At 68.3% G+C, this 16287-nt stretch carries 12 protein-coding genes; 6 read left to right on the top strand and 6 right to left on the bottom strand.

Features of this window, described 5'->3' with window-relative positions:
- Positions 1-2: 2 nt before the first annotated feature.
- The 4 genes from A8M77_RS08360 to A8M77_RS08345 all read right to left on the bottom strand — a co-directional run bounded on the left by A8M77_RS08360 (position 3) and on the right by A8M77_RS08345 (position 5875).
- A complete protein-coding gene (locus A8M77_RS08360) occupies positions 3-956 on the bottom strand; it encodes a branched-chain amino acid ABC transporter permease (protein ID WP_086921092.1) in 954 nt (317 codons plus the stop codon).
- Between the two features lie 87 nt (positions 957-1043).
- Positions 1044-2291 (bottom strand): branched-chain amino acid ABC transporter substrate-binding protein, encoded by a 1248-nt coding sequence (locus A8M77_RS08355; RefSeq protein WP_086921091.1) that lies wholly within the window; start codon positions 2289-2291, stop codon positions 1044-1046.
- A gap of 162 nt (positions 2292-2453) precedes the next feature.
- Entirely contained in the window at positions 2454-4100 is a 1647-nt protein-coding gene (locus A8M77_RS08350) for a 3-(methylthio)propionyl-CoA ligase (protein WP_086921090.1), read from the bottom strand.
- Between the two features lie 113 nt (positions 4101-4213).
- A complete protein-coding gene (locus A8M77_RS08345; protein ID WP_086921089.1) occupies positions 4214-5875 on the bottom strand; it encodes a carboxylesterase/lipase family protein in 1662 nt (553 codons plus the stop codon).
- Between the two features lie 234 nt (positions 5876-6109).
- On the opposite strand from A8M77_RS08345, the gene A8M77_RS08340 reads away from it, so the two are divergent.
- Positions 6110-7093: an AraC family transcriptional regulator gene (locus A8M77_RS08340; RefSeq protein WP_192871567.1), complete on the top strand. Its 984-nt coding sequence runs from the start codon at positions 6110-6112 to the stop codon at positions 7091-7093.
- A 34-nt stretch (positions 7094-7127) separates the two neighbouring features.
- Here A8M77_RS08340 and A8M77_RS08335 read toward each other — a convergent pair whose 3' ends face one another.
- Positions 7128-8429: a UDP-N-acetylglucosamine 1-carboxyvinyltransferase gene (locus tag A8M77_RS08335; RefSeq protein ID WP_086921088.1), complete on the bottom strand. Its 1302-nt coding sequence runs from the start codon at positions 8427-8429 to the stop codon at positions 7128-7130.
- A gap of 164 nt (positions 8430-8593) precedes the next feature.
- Here A8M77_RS08335 and A8M77_RS08330 point away from each other — a divergent pair, with 164 nt between their 5' ends.
- Genes A8M77_RS08330 through A8M77_RS08310 form a run of 5 tightly spaced genes read left to right on the top strand, consistent with a single transcriptional unit; the run spans position 8594 to position 12121 of the window.
- A complete protein-coding gene (locus A8M77_RS08330) occupies positions 8594-10084 on the top strand; it encodes a protein adenylyltransferase SelO (RefSeq protein WP_086921087.1) in 1491 nt (496 codons plus the stop codon).
- Positions 10081-10491 (top strand): peptide-methionine (R)-S-oxide reductase MsrB, encoded by a 411-nt coding sequence (gene msrB / locus A8M77_RS08325; protein ID WP_086921086.1) that lies wholly within the window; start codon positions 10081-10083, stop codon positions 10489-10491. Before A8M77_RS08330 ends, msrB begins: the two co-directional genes overlap by 4 nt.
- Positions 10492-10493: 2 nt before the next feature.
- Positions 10494-11033 carry a septation protein A gene (locus A8M77_RS08320; protein ID WP_086921085.1) on the top strand — a complete coding sequence of 180 codons (540 nt, stop codon included), beginning with the start codon at positions 10494-10496 and terminating at the stop codon, positions 11031-11033.
- Positions 11030-11293 carry a BolA family protein gene (locus A8M77_RS08315; RefSeq protein ID WP_086921084.1) on the top strand — a complete coding sequence of 88 codons (264 nt, stop codon included), beginning with the start codon at positions 11030-11032 and terminating at the stop codon, positions 11291-11293. Before A8M77_RS08320 ends, A8M77_RS08315 begins: the two co-directional genes overlap by 4 nt.
- A 48-nt stretch (positions 11294-11341) precedes the next feature.
- A complete protein-coding gene (locus tag A8M77_RS08310) occupies positions 11342-12121 on the top strand; it encodes a peptidylprolyl isomerase (RefSeq protein WP_086921083.1) in 780 nt (259 codons plus the stop codon).
- 59 nt (positions 12122-12180) lie between these two features.
- Here A8M77_RS08310 and purL read toward each other — a convergent pair whose 3' ends face one another.
- Positions 12181-16209 (bottom strand): phosphoribosylformylglycinamidine synthase, encoded by a 4029-nt coding sequence (gene purL / locus A8M77_RS08305; protein WP_238136752.1) that lies wholly within the window; start codon positions 16207-16209, stop codon positions 12181-12183.
- Between the last annotated feature and the right edge of the window lie 78 nt (positions 16210-16287).

Genomic DNA, 16287 nt, shown 5'->3' with positions numbered 1-16287 from the left:
TCTCAATCCTCTCGCGTGCCGAGCAGGCCCTTGGGCCTGAAGATCAGGATCAGGACCAGGAACAGATAAGGCAGGATCGGCGCCACCTGCGAGATCGTGAGCCTGAGCAGCTCCCAGCCGAAGGTCTGCTCGCCCACCGCCACGCCGAGCGCCTGCAGGCCGGAGGCCAGCGAGTGGTCCATGGCGACAGCGAAGGTCTGGATGATGCCGATCAGCAGCGAGGCGAGGAAGGCGCCCGCCAGCGAGCCCATGCCGCCGACCACCACCACCACGAAGATGATCGAGCCGACCGAGGCCGCCATCGCCGGCTCGGTGACGTAGGTGTTGCCGCCCACCACCCCGGCCAGACCGGCCAGCGCGGCGCCGCCCCCGAACACCAGCATGAAGACGCGCGGCACGTTGTGGCCCAGCGCCTCCACCATCTCGGGATGCTTGAGCGCCGCCTGGATCACCAGGCCGATGCGCGTGCGCGTCAGCACCAGCCAGACCGACAGCAGCATCAGCAGTGCCACCAACATGATGAAGGAGCGCGATTTCGGGAACTGGGTGCCGTAGAGCGTGAACAGCGGCCCCTGCAGCTGCGGCGGCAGGCCGTAGGGCACGGTCGAGCGGCCCCAAACCAGCTGCACCAGTTCCAGGATCAGGTAGGAGAGACCGAAGGTCACCAGCAGCTCCGGCACATGGCCGAACTTGTGCACGCGCCGCAGGCTGAAGCGCTCGAAGCCGGCGCCCAGCAGGCCCACCAGCAGCGGCGCGATGAACAGGGCCGGCCAGAAGCCGACGATGCCCGACAGGGTGTAGGCCACGTAGGCCCCCAGCATGTAGAAGCTGGCGTGCGCGAAGTTGAGCACGCCCATCATGCTGAAGATCAGCGTCAGGCCGGAACTCAGCATGAACAGCAGCAGCCCGTAGCTGACGCCGTTGAGCAGCGAGATGACGAAGAATTCGAGGTTCATCGTTCCAGTGGGATCGAGCGGAAATGAAAAAGGCCCGAGTTTTGAAGTCGGGCCTCGACCGGCCTGTGGTGCGGTGGTCCTATGCCATCAGGGGCTGGGCCGCTTCATCTGGCAGGAAGTCGGCGTGCTGGCCACGTAGGGCTCGTAGTACTTCACCGGCACGAAGGTGTAGCCCGTCTTCTCGGCATCGACCTTGTACTTGCCTTCCGCTTTCTCCCACTTGGCGATGTACAGGCCCTGCTGCAGCTGGTGGTCGGTCTTGCGCATCTCGACCTCGCCGTTGAAGCTCTTGAACTTCATGCCTTCCAGCACCGCGGCCACCTTCACCGGGTCGGTCGACTTGGCCTTGGCGAAGGCCTCGCTCAGCATCGTGAAGGCGGTGTAGGCAGAGGAGGTGTAGCGGTCCTCGTTGAACTTCTTGTTGAATTCCTCGGACAGGCGCTGGATGTCGCCGCCCATGTTGTAGTGGCCGTAGCCCACCTGGTAGACCTTGCCGGCCGAGGCCGCGCCCATGGCGGTCGGCGTGCCACTGACCGTACCGTAGTAGGTGTAGAACTTGACGTTGCCGAGGCCGGCGTCGTTGGCGGCCTTGATCAGGAGCGCCAGGTCGGAGCCCCAGTTGCCGGTGATGACGGTGTCGGCGCCGGAGGCCTTGATCTTGGCGACGTAGGGCGCGAAATCGCGCACCTGGGCCAGCGGGTGCAGGTCCTCGCCGACCACCTGCACGTCGGGCCGCTTGCGCGCCAGGTTCTCCTTGGCGAACTTGGCGACCTGCTGGCCGTGCGAGTAGTTCTGGTTGAGCAGGTAGACCTTCTTGACGTCCGGCTGGTCCTTCATGAAGGTGGTCAGCGCCTCCATCTTCATGGAGGTGTCGGCGTCCAGACGGAAGTGCCAATAGCTGCACTTGCTGTTGGTGAGGTCCGGGTCGACGGCGGCGTAGTTGATGTACAGCACTTCCTTGCCGGGGTTGCGCGCATTGTTCTTCTCGAGCGCGTCGATGATGGCCAGCGCGGCGCCGGAACCATTGCCCTGCAGCACGTAGCGGGCGCCCTGGTCCTGGGCCGAGCGCAGCGCGTTGGTGGTCTCCTGCGGGCTGAGCTTGTTGTCGATGCCGATGATCTCGAACTTGACGCCGGCGACGTTCTTCTTGTTGAACTCCTCGGCCAGGAACTGGTAGGTCTTGAGCTGGTTCGTGCCCACCGCGGCCATCAGGCCGGACAGCGGATCGAGCCATGCGATCTTGACCGTCTCGCCCTTCTGGGCCATGGCGCCGGTGGCGACGGCGGCGAGGACGGCCGCGCTTGCAATTCTCAGTGTGCTCAGTGCGAACTTCATTTCTGTCTCCTGGTCATGCTGCAATGCGAGATGAGGTTACTGGTCTTTGCACCCCTGCCCGTCAGGGAATGCCCGTAAGAAACCTGCCGCGGGGATGGTTTCTATCACCCATGCGACAGGCCGCACCGGGCTGGTGCTACCGGTCGGTAGGATGGACGTTCTTCAGCACTCCGGCAGCTTGTAGTCGCGCAGCTGCTCGCGCAGCTTCGTCTTGAGGATCTTGCCGGTCGCGCCCAGCGGAATGGCCTCGACGAAGACCACGTCATCAGGCACCTGCCACTTGGCCACCGTCTTGCCGCCGTAGAAGGACAGGAGCTCCTCGCGCGTGAGCTCGGCGCCAGGCTTCTTCACCACGACCACGATGGGCCGCTCGTCCCACTTGGGATGCGGCACGCCGATGCAGGCGGCGATCGCGACGGCCGGATGGGCGACCGCGATGTTCTCGATGTCGATGGAGCTGATCCACTCGCCGCCGGACTTGATCACGTCCTTGCTGCGGTCGGTGATCTGCAGGAAGCCGTCGGCGTCGATCGTGGCCACGTCGCCGGTGGGGAACCAGCCGCGGCCCTGCGCATCGGGCACCAGCGGATCGCCGCCCTCGCCCTTGAAGTACTCCTTGACCACCCACGGCCCCTTGACCAGCAGGTCGCCGGAGGCCTTGCCGTTCCAGGGCAGCTCCTCGCCGTTGCCGTCGATGATCTTCATGTCGACGCCGAAGATGGCCCGGCCCTGCTTCAGGCGCAGCGTGGTCTGCTCGTCCTGCGACAGCGCCAGGTGCTTGTTCTTGAGCGTGCAAAGGGTGCCCAGCGGTGACATCTCGGTCATGCCCCAGGCATGCAGCACCTCCACGCCGTACTGCTGCTGGAAGGCGTTGATCATGGCCGGCGGGCAGGCCGAGCCGCCGATGACGGTGCGTTTGAGCGCGGAGAACTTCAGGTCCTGCGACTGCATGTGGCCCAGCAGCATCTGCCAGACCGTCGGCACGCCGGCGGCGAAGGTCACGTGCTCGCCTTCGATCAGGTCGTAGACCGACTTGCCGTCCAGCGCGGGGCCGGGGAACACCAGCTTGCAGCCGGTGAGCGCGGCCGAGTACGGGATGCCCCAGGCGTTGACGTGGAACATCGGCACCACCGGCAGCACCGAGTCGCGGGCCGACAGGCTCATCACGTCCGGCAGCGCAGCGGCGTAGGCATGCAGCAGGGTCGAGCGATGGCTGTAGAGCGCCGCCTTGGGGTTGCCCGTGGTGCCGCTCGTGTAGCACATGCTCGAGGCGGAGTTCTCGTCGAAGCGGGGCCAGTCGTAGCGGTCGGACAGCGCGGCCATCCAGGACTCGTAGCTGACCAGGTTGGGAATGCCGCTGCCTTCGGGCAGCTTGTCGGCGTCGCACAGCGCGATCCACTTGCGCACCGTCGTGCACTTGGCGTGCACCGCCTGCACCAGCGGCAGGAAGCTGAGGTCGAAGCACAGGATCTGGTCTTCGGCATGGTTCGCGATCCAGGCGATCTGGTCGGGATGCAGCCGCGGGTTGATGGTGTGCAGCACGCGGCCGCTGCCGCTGACGCCGTAGTAGAGCTCGAGATGACGGTAGCCGTTCCAGGCCAGCGTCGCGACGCGATCGCTGAAGAGCAGCTGCTCCTGGTCCAGCGCGTTGGCAACCTGTCGCGCACGTGACGCGATCTGGCGCCAGCTGCTGCGGTGGATGTCGCCCTCGACACGCCGCGAGACGATCTCGCCGTCTCCGTTGTGGCGCTCGGCGAACTCGATCAGCGACGAGATCAAGAGCGGCTGGTCCTGCATCAAACCCAACATCGATCAACTCCTTGTTCAGATGGACGGGCCGCGGCGCTCCCGCGAGCCTGCGCAGCCGAGATTCACGCAACTGCGTGCGAATTCCAATGACACAAACCCGCAGTCGGGGCGCTTCAGCGGACGCCGATGCGCGCGGCGTCCGGCGTGGCGTCGAGCACGATCCTCGCTGGCCAGGGTGGCCAGGCAGCGCCCAGCGCGGGGTCGTTCGGATCGCCCGTGCGCAGGAAGGCGGCGACGCTGGCCATCATGGCGTCCGACAGGGCCTGCCTGCCGGCCTGGTTGGCGCGCCCGTTGGTCGCGTTGGCGAACACCGAGGGGCCGAAATTGCCGAAGACGAAAGGCAGGTCGAAGGCATGCGCGGCCCCATATACCTCGTTCCACGGCGGCGGCTCCTGCGCCCAGTCGAACTGGTAGTGCCAGAGATCGGACTGCCGCGTCTTCAGGGTGTCCAGCAGGTTGTCGCGGCTCGCGGCCATGAAGCGCTGCGTGATCAGGTCGGTCACGGCGTCGTAGCCGGTGCCCGGCGCGGTCACCGGCAGGTAGGAGGGGTCGAGGATGCAGTCCGCGCTCAGCGCGGCGGGCGCGTCGGGGTCGAAGTCCTGCATCAGCGTGAAGCGCGTGGCATCGTCGATCCGGATGCCCGGCTTGCCGCCGAAGAGCGTGAGGAAGGGGGCGAAGAGCTTGCCTTCGTCGCGCGTGATGCCCACCACGGTCGGCACCCTCGCGTAGCGCCCTGCGGCGATGGCGGCGATCGGGTCGGCCGGCACCACCGTGCCATCGGGGATCGGCCCGGAGCCGGTCAGGCCCTTGGCCAGTACGGTGCCCAGGATGGTCCGGGCGTCCTGGGCACGCAGGTCGTCGGCGATCTGGGCATCGGTCTGGCCCGCGGCGTAGCTTTCGGCGGCCTCGAGATCGGCCGCCTTGCCGCCGTCCACCAGCAGGTGCAGCAGCAGCGCCCTGCCCTGCGCAAGGTAGGCGGAGGCCGGCAGCAGCGTGGGCAGGCTGCCCGCCGGCAGGTTGCTGGCCAGCGAGATGCCGCCGCTCAGCGGCATGGCCTTGTGGAACAGTCCCTGGGCCAGCGGCGAGGTCATGAGGGCCAGCAGGTTGATGGCGCCGGCGGACTGGCCCATGGCCGTGACGTTGCCCGCATCGCCGCCGAAGGCCGCGATGTTCGTCTGCACCCAGCGCAGCGCGGCGATGATGTCCAGCAGGGCAAAGTTGCCGGAGTCCTCGCCCGAGCCGCTGCCGGTGTGCAATTGGGGCAGGTTCAGGAAGCCGAGCACGCCCAGACGGTAGTTGGCGGTGACGACCACGGCATCAGCGGCCATGGCCAGCCGCGCGCCGTCATAGACGGGGTCGGCCGTGTAGCCCGAGATGTTGCTGCCGCCATGGATGAAGAACAGCACGGGCAGCTTCTGCGCCGCGGAGGCCGGGCGCCAGATGTTGAGCGTCAGGCAATCCTCGCTGCCGACCGGGGTGTTCAGCGTGCTGGCGATGGTCGCGTCGTAGCGGTTGTTGGCGCCTGGGCCGTAGATGCGGCCGATCTGCAGGCAGGCCTGGCCGAAGCTGCGGGCCTCGCGCACGCCGGTCCAGGGCTCGGGCGCCGCCGGTGCGCGCCAGCGCAGCGGACCGACCGGCGGCTGGGCGAATGGGATGCCCTTCCACGACCAGGTGCCGGAGCCGGCGCTGTCGTCCACGCCCTCGATCTCGCCGGCCGAGGTCGGGCGCACCGTGGGACCGTGGGCTCGTACTGGCATCGCGCGTCTCGCCTCCATACCGGGTTAATCGGAATTCCTGCCGCGGCGACGGGCACCCATACTGCCGCGCGCCGGGATCGAAAGCATTCTAGGAACCGCCCCGCCATTTCCCCCTATCGCAAGCGCGCCAAAACAGTGACTTCAGGAGCCTCCATCCCCCCGAATTCCCAGCTGCGCCCCCTCCGGTCCGGCGGCGGCCCGCAGCCGGGCGGGCGCAGCAGCTCGGCCGCCTGGCTGGAAGGCGTGCTCACGATGTTCGAGGCCGAAGGGCTGGACGCGCAATCGCTGTTGCACGATGCGGGTTTCGATCCCGCATCGCTGCAGCGGCAGGACGCGCGCTTCGACATCGACGAGGTCACGCAGCTGTGGCAACTCGCCGTGGCACGCGCCGGCCGGCCGACGCTGGGCCTGAGCCGCTCGCTGGCCGCGACCTGCAGCAAGCTGGGCACGGTCGGCCACGCGCTGAGCTGCAGCCCGGACCTGCGCAGCGGCCTCTCCAGCCTGACGCGCTACATACCGGTGATCTCCAACGCCACCACCTTCTCGGTCAGCCCGGACCCGCGCGGCCACTGGGTGGCGCTGGAGCACGTCGGCGGCCGGCTGCCGATCCCGCGGCAGCGCGTCGAGTACGCCATGCTGACCATCTTCACCCTCTGCCAGTGGCTGACCCGGCGCGAGCTGCGGCCGCTGGGGGTGGAGTTCGTCCATCCCGCGCCGGTCGACGAACGGCTGCATCGGGAGGCCTTCGGTTGCGGGATCCGCTTCAACGCACAGGCCAACCGAATCCTGCTGGCGGATGCCGACATGAGCCTGCGCATCCCGACCCACCACGAGACGCTGGCGGCGATGCACACGCGGCTGCTGGAAGACCAGCTCGCGCAGCTCGGCCAGATCTCGGTCAGCCGCCAGGTCTGCGCCGAGATCGCGCGCCGGCTTCAGCAGGGCGAACCGCGCCGGCAGGACGTGGCGGCCGGCCTGGGGCTGGCCGAGCGCACGCTGCAGCGGCGTCTGCAGGAGGAGTCGGCGTCCTTTCAGGCCCTGCTCGACGGCACCCGGCGCGAGCTGGCCCAGCAGTACCTGGCGGAGCCGCGGCATACGCTGCAGGACGTCGCCGACCTGCTGGGCTTCGTCGACGTCAGCAACTTCTTCCGTGCCTGCAAGCGCTGGTTCGGGCTGCCGCCGGCGCAGTACCGGGCGCGGCTGGGCGGCGATGAGGGCGCGCTGCTGCTGAACTGAGGGCCCGGTCCGGTCGTCCTATCGTCCTATCGTCCTATTCTTCCTGCGTCCACTCCACCCGCACGCCGAGGCTGCGCAGGTTCTCCACGAAGCGCGGATGGGCACGCCGGATCGGCGCCGCGTTGCGGATCTCCGAACGACCCTCGATGCTGGCCGCGACCATGAAGAGCGCGATCGCCACCCGGATGATGTAGGGGCTCTCGACCACCGCCGGCGCGAGCGGCCCGCCGCCGAAGGTGATGAGCCGGTGCGGGTCGGACGAGAACACGTGGGCGCCGAACTTCGACAGCTCGCCGGTCCAGCCCAGCGCGCCGTCGTAGACCTTGTTCCAGAACATCGCGTTGCCTTCCGCCCGCACGCCCAGGGCGATGAAGATCGGCAACAGGTCCACCGGCACGTAGGGCCAGGGCGCGGCCTCGACCTTGGTCAGCACGTTGCTGGTGAAGGGCGCCTGCACCCTGAGTGGCCCGCTGCGGCGGGCCTGCGACCAGCCGTCGCTGTGCACGATCTGCACGCCGAACTTCGCGAAGGTGCGGTCGATCAGCGGGAACTGCTCGGGCGCGCTGTTGCGCACCAGCACGTCGCCGCCGGTGATGGCGCCCAGCGCCAGGAAGGTGGCGATCTCGTGGAAATCCTCGTCGAAGCGGAACTCGCCGCCCTGGAGCGCCGTACCGCCGTGCACCGTGAGCCTGGAGGTCCCGATGCCCTCGATGCGCACGCCCATCAGCGTCATGAAGCGGCAGAACTCCTGCACGTGCGGCTCGGAGGCCGCGTTGGTCAGCGTGGAGGTGCCCGGCGCCGCCGCGGCGCAGAGCACGAAGTTCTCGGTGGTGGTGACCGAGGCGTAGTCCAGCCAGTGGTCGACCGGGCGCAGGCCCTCTTTCAGGCGGACCAGGAGCGAGCCTTCGGTACGCTCGACGCTGCCGCCGAAATGGCGCAGCACCTCGACGTGCGGGTCGATCTCCCGCACACCCAGGGTGCAGCCCTTGACGTTGTCCTCCAGCCGCGCCACGCCGAAGCGCGCGAGCAGCGGCGGCACCAGCATGATCGAGGAGCGCATCTCCTCCGGCAGGCGGTGTCGCGCGGCGTCGAAGACGGTGTGGCGGTGGTGCAGGTCCAGCGTACCGGTCTCGTGGTCCAGCCGCACCTCGCTGCCCAGGGCCTGGAAGATCTCGAGGATCTTGCGCACGTCGGTGATGTCGGGCACGCCGTGCAGGCGCAGCGGCTCGCGGGTCAGCAGGGTGGCGCACAGCACGGGCAGGACCGCGTTCTTGTTGGCCGACGGGGTGATGCGGCCGCGCAGCGGGGTACCGCCGTGGACGATGAGACTGGACATGGGGGGAGAAAATACTGGGATGGGACGAGCGGAGCGCGAGGGTCGCACTCTACAGGCTCGCAGGCCGGGAACGGCGCGTTCGACAAATCGAAACAGAAACGTGCACGCCGTTTCTTTTTGGCCCCGCGCGCCCCGGGTTACACGCTCTGCCGGACAATCCGCCCATGAGTTTGCTTGCAGAAGAAGACACGGTCCAGGCGCACCTGGGCCTGCGCTGGGTGCCTGGATTCTCCGAACTGGGGCCGGCATTCTTCACCTCCCTGCGCCCCACCCCGCTGCCCGCCCCCTACTGGGTGGGCCACAGCGACCCGCTGGCGCGCGCGCTGGGCCTGCCCCCGGACTGGCGCACCGACGAGGCGCTCGCCGGGCTGACCGGCAACGTGCAGATCGCCGGCACCTCGCCCCTGGCCACCGTCTACAGCGGCCACCAGTTCGGCGTCTGGGCCGGCCAGCTGGGCGACGGCCGCGCCATCCTGCTGGGCGAGATCGATACCGGCTGGGAGCTGCAGCTCAAGGGCGCCGGGCGCACGCCCTACTCGCGCATGGGCGACGGCCGCGCGGTGCTGCGCTCCAGCATCCGCGAGTTCCTCTGCAGCGAGGCGGTGCATGCGCTCGGCATCCCGACCACCCGCGCCCTGTGCGTGACCGGCTCCGACGCGCCGGTGGTGCGCGAGGAGATCGAGACCGCCGCCGTGGTAACCCGCGCCGCACCCAGCTTCGTGCGCTTCGGCCACTTCGAGCATTTCGCCGCCGCCAACCGGGTGGACGAACTGCGCGCCCTGGCCGACTTCGTGATCGACCGCTTCTACCCGGCCTGCCGCCATGACGCGCGCTTCGAGCACTTCGGCGGCAATGCGTACGCGGCCTTCCTCGAGGCGGTGAGCGAGCGCACGGCGGCGCTCATGGCGCAGTGGCAGTCGGTCGGCTTCTGCCACGGCGTGATGAACACCGACAACATGAGCATCCTCGGGCTCACCATCGACTACGGCCCCTTCCAGTTCCTCGACGGCTTCGATCCGCGCCACATCTGCAACCACAGCGACACCGGCGGACGCTACGCCTACAACCAGCAGCCCAACGTCGCCTACTGGAACCTGTTCTGCCTGGCCCAGGCGCTGCTGCCGCTGATCGGCGTCCAGGAGGTGGCGGTGGCCGCCCTGCAGTCGTACAAGACGGTGTTCCCGGACGCGTACGAAGCCCGCATGCGAGCCAAGCTGGGCCTGCCCGCGTCCGCGCCGGACGACCGCGCGCTGGTCGAAGGCGTGCTCAAGCTGCTGGCGCAGGAGAAGGTGGACTACACGATCTTCTGGCGGCGCCTCGCCGACCACAAAGCGGGCGGCGACCCCCATGCCGTGCGCGACCTGTTCCTCGACCGCACTGGCATTGACACCTGGCTCTCGGCCTTCGCGGAGCGCCACGCACGGGTGCCGGCGGCACAGGCGGCACAATCCATGCGCCAGGCCAATCCGAAATTCGTGCTCCGGAACCACCTGGGCCAGCAGGCGATCGAAGCGGCGCAGCGCAAGGACTTCTCCGGCGTGGCCACCTTGCTGAAGCTGCTCGAATCCCCATTTGAAGACCATGCCGGCCACGAGGCCTATGCCGGCTTCCCGCCCGACTGGGCTTCCACCATCGAAATCAGCTGCTCATCATGACCGCTCCCATCCAGAAAACCGATGCCGAATGGAAGGCGATCCTGGCCGAGAAGGGTGCCGAGCCCGGCGCCTTCGAGATCACGCGCCACGCCGCCACCGAGCGCCCCTACACCGGCAAGTACGAGGCCCATTGGGAGGACGGCACCTACCACTGCATCAGTTGTGGCGCCAAGCTGTTCGAGTCGGCCACCAAGTTCGATGCCGGCTGCGGCTGGCCCAGCTTCTCGCGAGAGGCCGTGCCCGGCGCCATCCGCAACGTGGTGGACCGCTCGCATGGCATGGTGCGCACCGAGAACGTCTGCGCCAACTGCGGCGCACACCTGGGGCACGTGTTCCCCGACGGCCCGACCGAGACTGGCCTGCGCTACTGCATGAACTCCGCATCCCTGGACTTCCAGAAACGCTGAACATGAAGTTGCTGCTCGACTTCTTTCCGATCCTGCTGTTCTTCGGCGCCTTCAAGCTCTACGACATCTACACCGCCACCGGCGTGCTGATGGCGGCGACCGTGCTGCAGATGGGCATCGTCTGGTTCAACGATCGCCGGCTGGCGCCGATGCAGAAGGCGACTCTGGTGCTGATCCTGCTCTTCGGCTCGCTGACGCTGCTGCTGCACGACGACCGCTTCATCAAGTGGAAGCCGACCGTGCTTTACGGCGCCATGGCGCTGGCGCTGGCGGTGGCGCTCTGGGGCTTCAAGAAGAACTTCCTCAAGATGCTGCTGGGCGCGCAGCTGGAGCTGCCGGCACAGATCTGGGGCCGCCTCAATGTCGCGTGGATCGCCTACTGCGTGTTCATGGCCGCCATCAACGGCTATGTGGCGGCGTACTTCAGCACCGAGGACTGGGTGAACTTCAAGCTCTGGGGCTACGTGTTCCCGATCGTGTTCCTGGTGGCGCAGGGCATATACATCTCGCCGCATCTCAAGTCGGACAAGCCTGTCGCATGACCTTGCCTACCACCACGGACCTGGAGGCGCGTCTGCGCGCGACGCTGTCGCCGACCACGCTCGAAGTGATCGACGAGAGCGCGGCGCATGCCGGCCATGCAGGCGCCAACGCCGAGGGCTACGGCACCCATTTCCGAGTGCGCATCGCCTCCCCGCTGTTCGAAGGGAAGACCCGGGTGGCGCGCCATCGGCTTGTGTATGATGCGCTGCAACTTTTCATCGCACAGGGCCTTCACGCCATCGCCATCGAGACGCTTTGAAGCGCTTTGTTTCCCGCCTCTTCCGGCGGTAGAAAGTACCCTCCCCCTATGAAGAAACACCTCCTGCAGGCCGCAGCAGCCGCCGCCCTTCTTGCTGCCCTCCCCGCCTTCGCGCAGAACGCGGCCATCGTCAACGGCAAGCCGGTGCCGAAGGCGCGCATGGACGTGCTGGCCCAGCAATTGGCGGCCGCCGGCCGTCCGGTGACGCCCGAGATGCAGGGCCAGCTGCGCGAGGAAGTGGTCGCCCGCGAGATCTTCATGCAGGAAGCTCAGAAGCAGGGGCTGGACGCCACCGAGGACTACAAGAACCAGCTCGAGCTCGCGCGCCAGGCCATCCTGATCCGCCAGCTCTTCGACAACTACCGCAAGACCAACGCGGTCTCCGACGCCGATGCCCAGGCCGAGTACGACAAGTTCGTCGCGGCCAACGGCGGCAAGGAGTACAAGGCCCGCCACATCCTGGTCGAGAAGGAAGACCAGGCCCAGAAGATCCTGGCCGACCTGAAGAAGGGCGCCAAGTTCGAGGACCTCGCCAAGAAGCAGAGCAAGGACCCAGGCTCCGGCGCCAACGGCGGCGACCTGGACTGGGCCGCGCCCGCCAGCTTCGTGCCCGAATTCTCGGAAGCCATGATCAAGCTCAAGAAGGGCGAGACCACGGCCGCGCCGGTCAAGTCGCAGTTCGGCTACCACATCATCCGCGTCGACGACATCCGCCAGGCGCAGCTGCCGAAGCTGGAAGAGGTCAAGCCGCAGATCGTGCAGCAGCTGCAGCAGCAGAAGTTGCAGAAATACCAGGAAGAGCTGCGGGCGAAGGCGAAGGTCGAGTAAGTCTGCTCTCTCCTCCGAGACCAGAAAAAAGCGGCCCGCGGGCCGCTTTTTTCATGGGCTCAGCCCACCCACTTGCGCGCATTGCGCCAGATGCGCATCCAGGGGCTGAAGGCGCTCTTGTCGCCCGAAGTCCAGCTCATCTGGATGTTGCGGAACACGCGCTCCGGGTGCGGCATCAGCGCGGTGAAGCGGCCGTCAGCGGTGGTCACTGCCGTCAGGCCGCCGGCGCTGCCGTTCGGATTGAAGGGATAGCGCTCGGTCGGCTGACCCTGGTTGTCGACGAAGCGCATGGCCGCGATGGCCTTGGAGGGATCGCCTCTGTGCTTGAAGTTGGCATAGCCCTCGCCGTGCGCCACCGCGATGGGCAGGCGGCTGCCCGCCATGCCGGCGAAGAAGAGGCTGGGCGAATCGAGCACCTCGACCATGGACAGGCGGGCCTCGAAGCGCTCGCTCTGGTTGGTCGTGAAGCGCGGCCAGGCCTCGGCGCCGGGGATGATGTCGGCCAGTTCAGCGAACATCTGGCAGCCGTTGCACACGCCCAGCCCGAAGGTGTCGGCGCGGCCGAAGAAGGCCTTGAACTGCTCGGCCAGGCGCGGGTTGAAGGTGATGCTGCGCGCCCACCCGATGCCGGCGCCCAGGGTGTCGCCGTAGCTGAAGCCGCCGCAGGCCACCACGCCCTTGAAGTCGGCCAGGCTCGCCCTGCCCGTCTGCAGGTCGGTCATGTGAACGTCGAAGGATTCGAAGCCGGCCTCGTGGAAGGCATAGGCCATCTCCACGTGCGAGTTGACGCCCTGCTCGCGCAGGATCGCCACCCGGGGGCGCGCCAGGTTCAGGAAGGGCGCGGCCACGTTCTCCTCGATGCCGGGCGCCGGCAGCACCTGCGCGCCAGGGTCCTGCGGATCGCCGGCGGCAGCGTGCTCGGCGTCGGCGCAGTCGGGGTTGTCGCGCTCGCGGCAGATCTTCCAGCTGACCGCGTCCCAGACCTGGTGCAGGTCCTGGAGACTCGCGCTGAACACCGCCTTGGCATCGCGCCAGACTTCCACCTTGCCTTTGCCTGCGTCGATGGCGGACGCGTCGGGGCGGGTCTTGCCGACGAAATGGCTGTGGGTGCTGAGGCCGTGCGCGCGCAGGGTCTGCATGACCTCGTTGCGCTCGGCCGTGCGCACCTGCAGCAGCAGGCCGAGCTCCTCGTTGAAGAGCGCCTTGAGGGTGAGCTCCTCGCGCCGGGCGCTGACCTGGCCGGCCCAGTTCTTGGCGTCGCCGTACTCGGCCCGGCTGTCGCTGATGCCGTCGCCCTCCGTCACCAGCAGGTCGACGTTGAGGGCGATGCCCACGTGACCGGCGAAGGCCATCTCGCAGGCGGTGGCGAACAGGCCGCCGTCGCTGCGGTCGTGCATCGCGAGGATCCTGCCCTCGGCGCGCAGCGCGTTGACGGCGGCCACCAGCTTGACCAGGTCCTGCGCGTCGTCGAGGTCGGGCACCTGGTCGCCCGATTGCCCCAGCGTCTGGGCCAGGATGCTGCCGGCCATGCGCTGCTTTCCGCGGCCCAGGTCGATCAGGACCAGCGTGGTGTCCGCCTCCGTCGCATCGAGCTGCGGCGTGAGCGTGCCCCGCACGTCGGCCAGGGTGGCGAAGGCGCTGACGATCAGGCTGACCGGCGAACTGACCTTCTTCTGTGCCTCGCCCTCGCGCCATTGGGTGCGCATGGACAGGGAATCCTTTCCGACCGGGATGGAGATGCCGAGCGCCGGGCAGAGCTCCAGGCCCACGGCCTTGACCGTCTCGTAGAGCGCGGCGTCCTCGCCGGGCTCGCCGCAGGCGGCCATCCAGTTGGCCGAGAGCTTGACGCGCGACAGCTCGATGGGCGCGGCCAGCAGGTTGGTGATGGCCTCCGCCACCGCCATGCGGCCCGAGGCCGGGGCATCCAGCGCCGCCAGCGGCGTGCGCTCGCCCATGCTCATGGCCTCGCCCGCGAAGCCCTGGTAGTCGGCCAGGGTCACGGCGCAGTCGGCTACCGGCACCTGCCAGGGGCCAACCATCTGATCGCGGTGGCTGAGGCCGCCGACGGTGCGATCGCCGATGGTCACCAGGAAGCGCTTGGAGGCGACGGTCGGGTGCGACAGCACATCGATGGCAGCCTTCTGCAGGTCCACGCCGGTGAGGTCCAGGGGCTTGAAGCTGCGGCGGATCGACTGCACGTCGCGCAGCATCTTGGGCGGCTTGCCCAGCAGCACGTCCATGGGCATGTCGACCGGCTGCGCGTCGGCGCCTTCGTCGGCCACGAGCAGTTGCCGCGTATCAGTGGCCACGCCGACCACCGCGAAGGGGCAGCGCTCGCGCTCGCAGAAGGCCTTGAACTGTGCGAGGGACTCCGGGGCGATCGCCAGCACGTAGCGCTCCTGGCTTTCGTTGCACCAGATTTCCTTGGGCGCCAGGCCCGACTCCTCCAGCGGCACGGCGCGCAGGTCGAAGCGGGCGCCGCGGCCGGCATCGTTGGTGAGCTCCGGGAAGGCGTTGCTCAGGCCTCCGGCGCCCACGTCGTGGATGGCCAGGATCGGATTGGCCTCGCCCTGCTGCCAGCAATGGTTGATGACCTCCTGGGCGCGCCGTTCGATCTCGGGGTTGCCGCGCTGCACCGAGTCGAAATCCAGCTCGGCCGCATTGGCGCCGGTGGCCATCGAGCTGGCCGCGCTGCCGCCCATGCCGATGCGCATGCCGGGGCCGCCCAGCTGGATGAGCAGCGCCCCCGCGGGGAATTGGATCTTCTTCGTCTGCCCGGCATCGATGGTGCCCAGGCCGCCCGCGATCATGATCGGCTTGTGGTAGCCGCGCTGCAGCGTGTCGCGGTCGCTTTCGACCGCCTGCTCGTACTCCCGGAAGTAGCCCAGCAGGTTGGGCCGGCCGAACTCGTTGTTGAAGGCGGCGCCGCCCAGCGGGCCCTCGGTCATGATCTGCAGCGGGCTGGCGATGTGCGCGGGCTTGCCGTAGCTGCCGGCCTCCGGCCAGAGCTTCGACACGGTGAAGCCGGTCAGGCCGGCTTTGGGCCGGGAGCCGCGCCCGGTGGCACCCTCGTCGCGGATCTCGCCGCCGGCACCGGTGGAAGCGCCCGGGAAGGGCGAGATCGCCGTCGGGTGATTGTGGGTCTCGACCTTCATCAGCACGTGGCCGAGCGCCTCGCGCTTCTCGTAGCGGTTGGCGTCGGCGCCGGGCACGAAGCGCTCGATCCGCGAGCCCTCCATGATCGAGGCGTTGTCGGCGTAGGCCACCACCGTGTGCTGCGGGTTCTGCCGCTCGGTGTGCCGGATCATCGAGAACAGGCTCTGCGGCTGCTGCTCGCCGTCGATCACGAAGTCGGCGTTGAAAATCTTGTGGCGGCAGTGCTCGCTGTTGGCCTGGGCGAACATCATGAGCTCGACGTCGCTGGGATTGCGGCCGAGCCGGGTGAAGGCATCGACCAGGTAGTCGATCTCGTCCTCGGCCAGCGCCAGGCCGAATTGCGTATTCGCCTCCACCAGCGCGGCGCGCCCGCCGCCCTGCACGTCCACGTGGGCCATCGGCTGGGCCGGCAGCTCAGCGAACAGGGCCGCGGCCTGCTCGACGCCAGGCAGCACCGATTCGGTCATGCGGTCGTGCAGCAGCGCGGCCACCGCCGCCAGCCGATCGCCGTCGAGCACCGGCGCCTTGCCGAGCAGCGGCGCCTTGAGGACCAAGTGGTACTGGGTGATGCGCTCGACCCGGCGCAGCGCCAGGCCGCAGTTGTGCGCGATGTCGGTGGCCTTGGAAGCCCAGGGCGAGACGGTGCCCAGGCGCGGCGTGACGACCAGCGCGGGCGCGGCCTTGGCCGGCGCCTCGAAGGGCTCCCCATAGCCCAGCAGCGCGGCGAAGCGCTCGCGCTCGGCGCCTTCCGGCACGTGGTCGGTCGCGACCAGATGGACGAAGCGGGCCGCGATGCCCTCGATGCGCGGCTCGATGGCCTGCAGCCGGGGCAGCAGCTGGCGGGCCCGGAAGCCGCTGAGCGCGCTGCCGCCCTCGAAGAAGGTCACCACCGGGGCGACGGGATGGGAAGGCGCATTCAGGGGCAACGTCACGGTCGGAATCGGCCTGCGGGCCGTGTTGGGAATCCAGATCAGATGAGGCGGTGGCCGCTGACTGGGGCCAACCGCGTG

It is taken from the genome of Variovorax sp. JS1663 (assembly GCF_002157355.1).
Lineage (GTDB): Bacteria > Pseudomonadota > Gammaproteobacteria > Burkholderiales > Burkholderiaceae_C > Variovorax.
The sequence above is the reverse complement of the archived record's forward strand: the minus strand, read 5'-3'. Positions and strand labels throughout refer to the sequence as shown.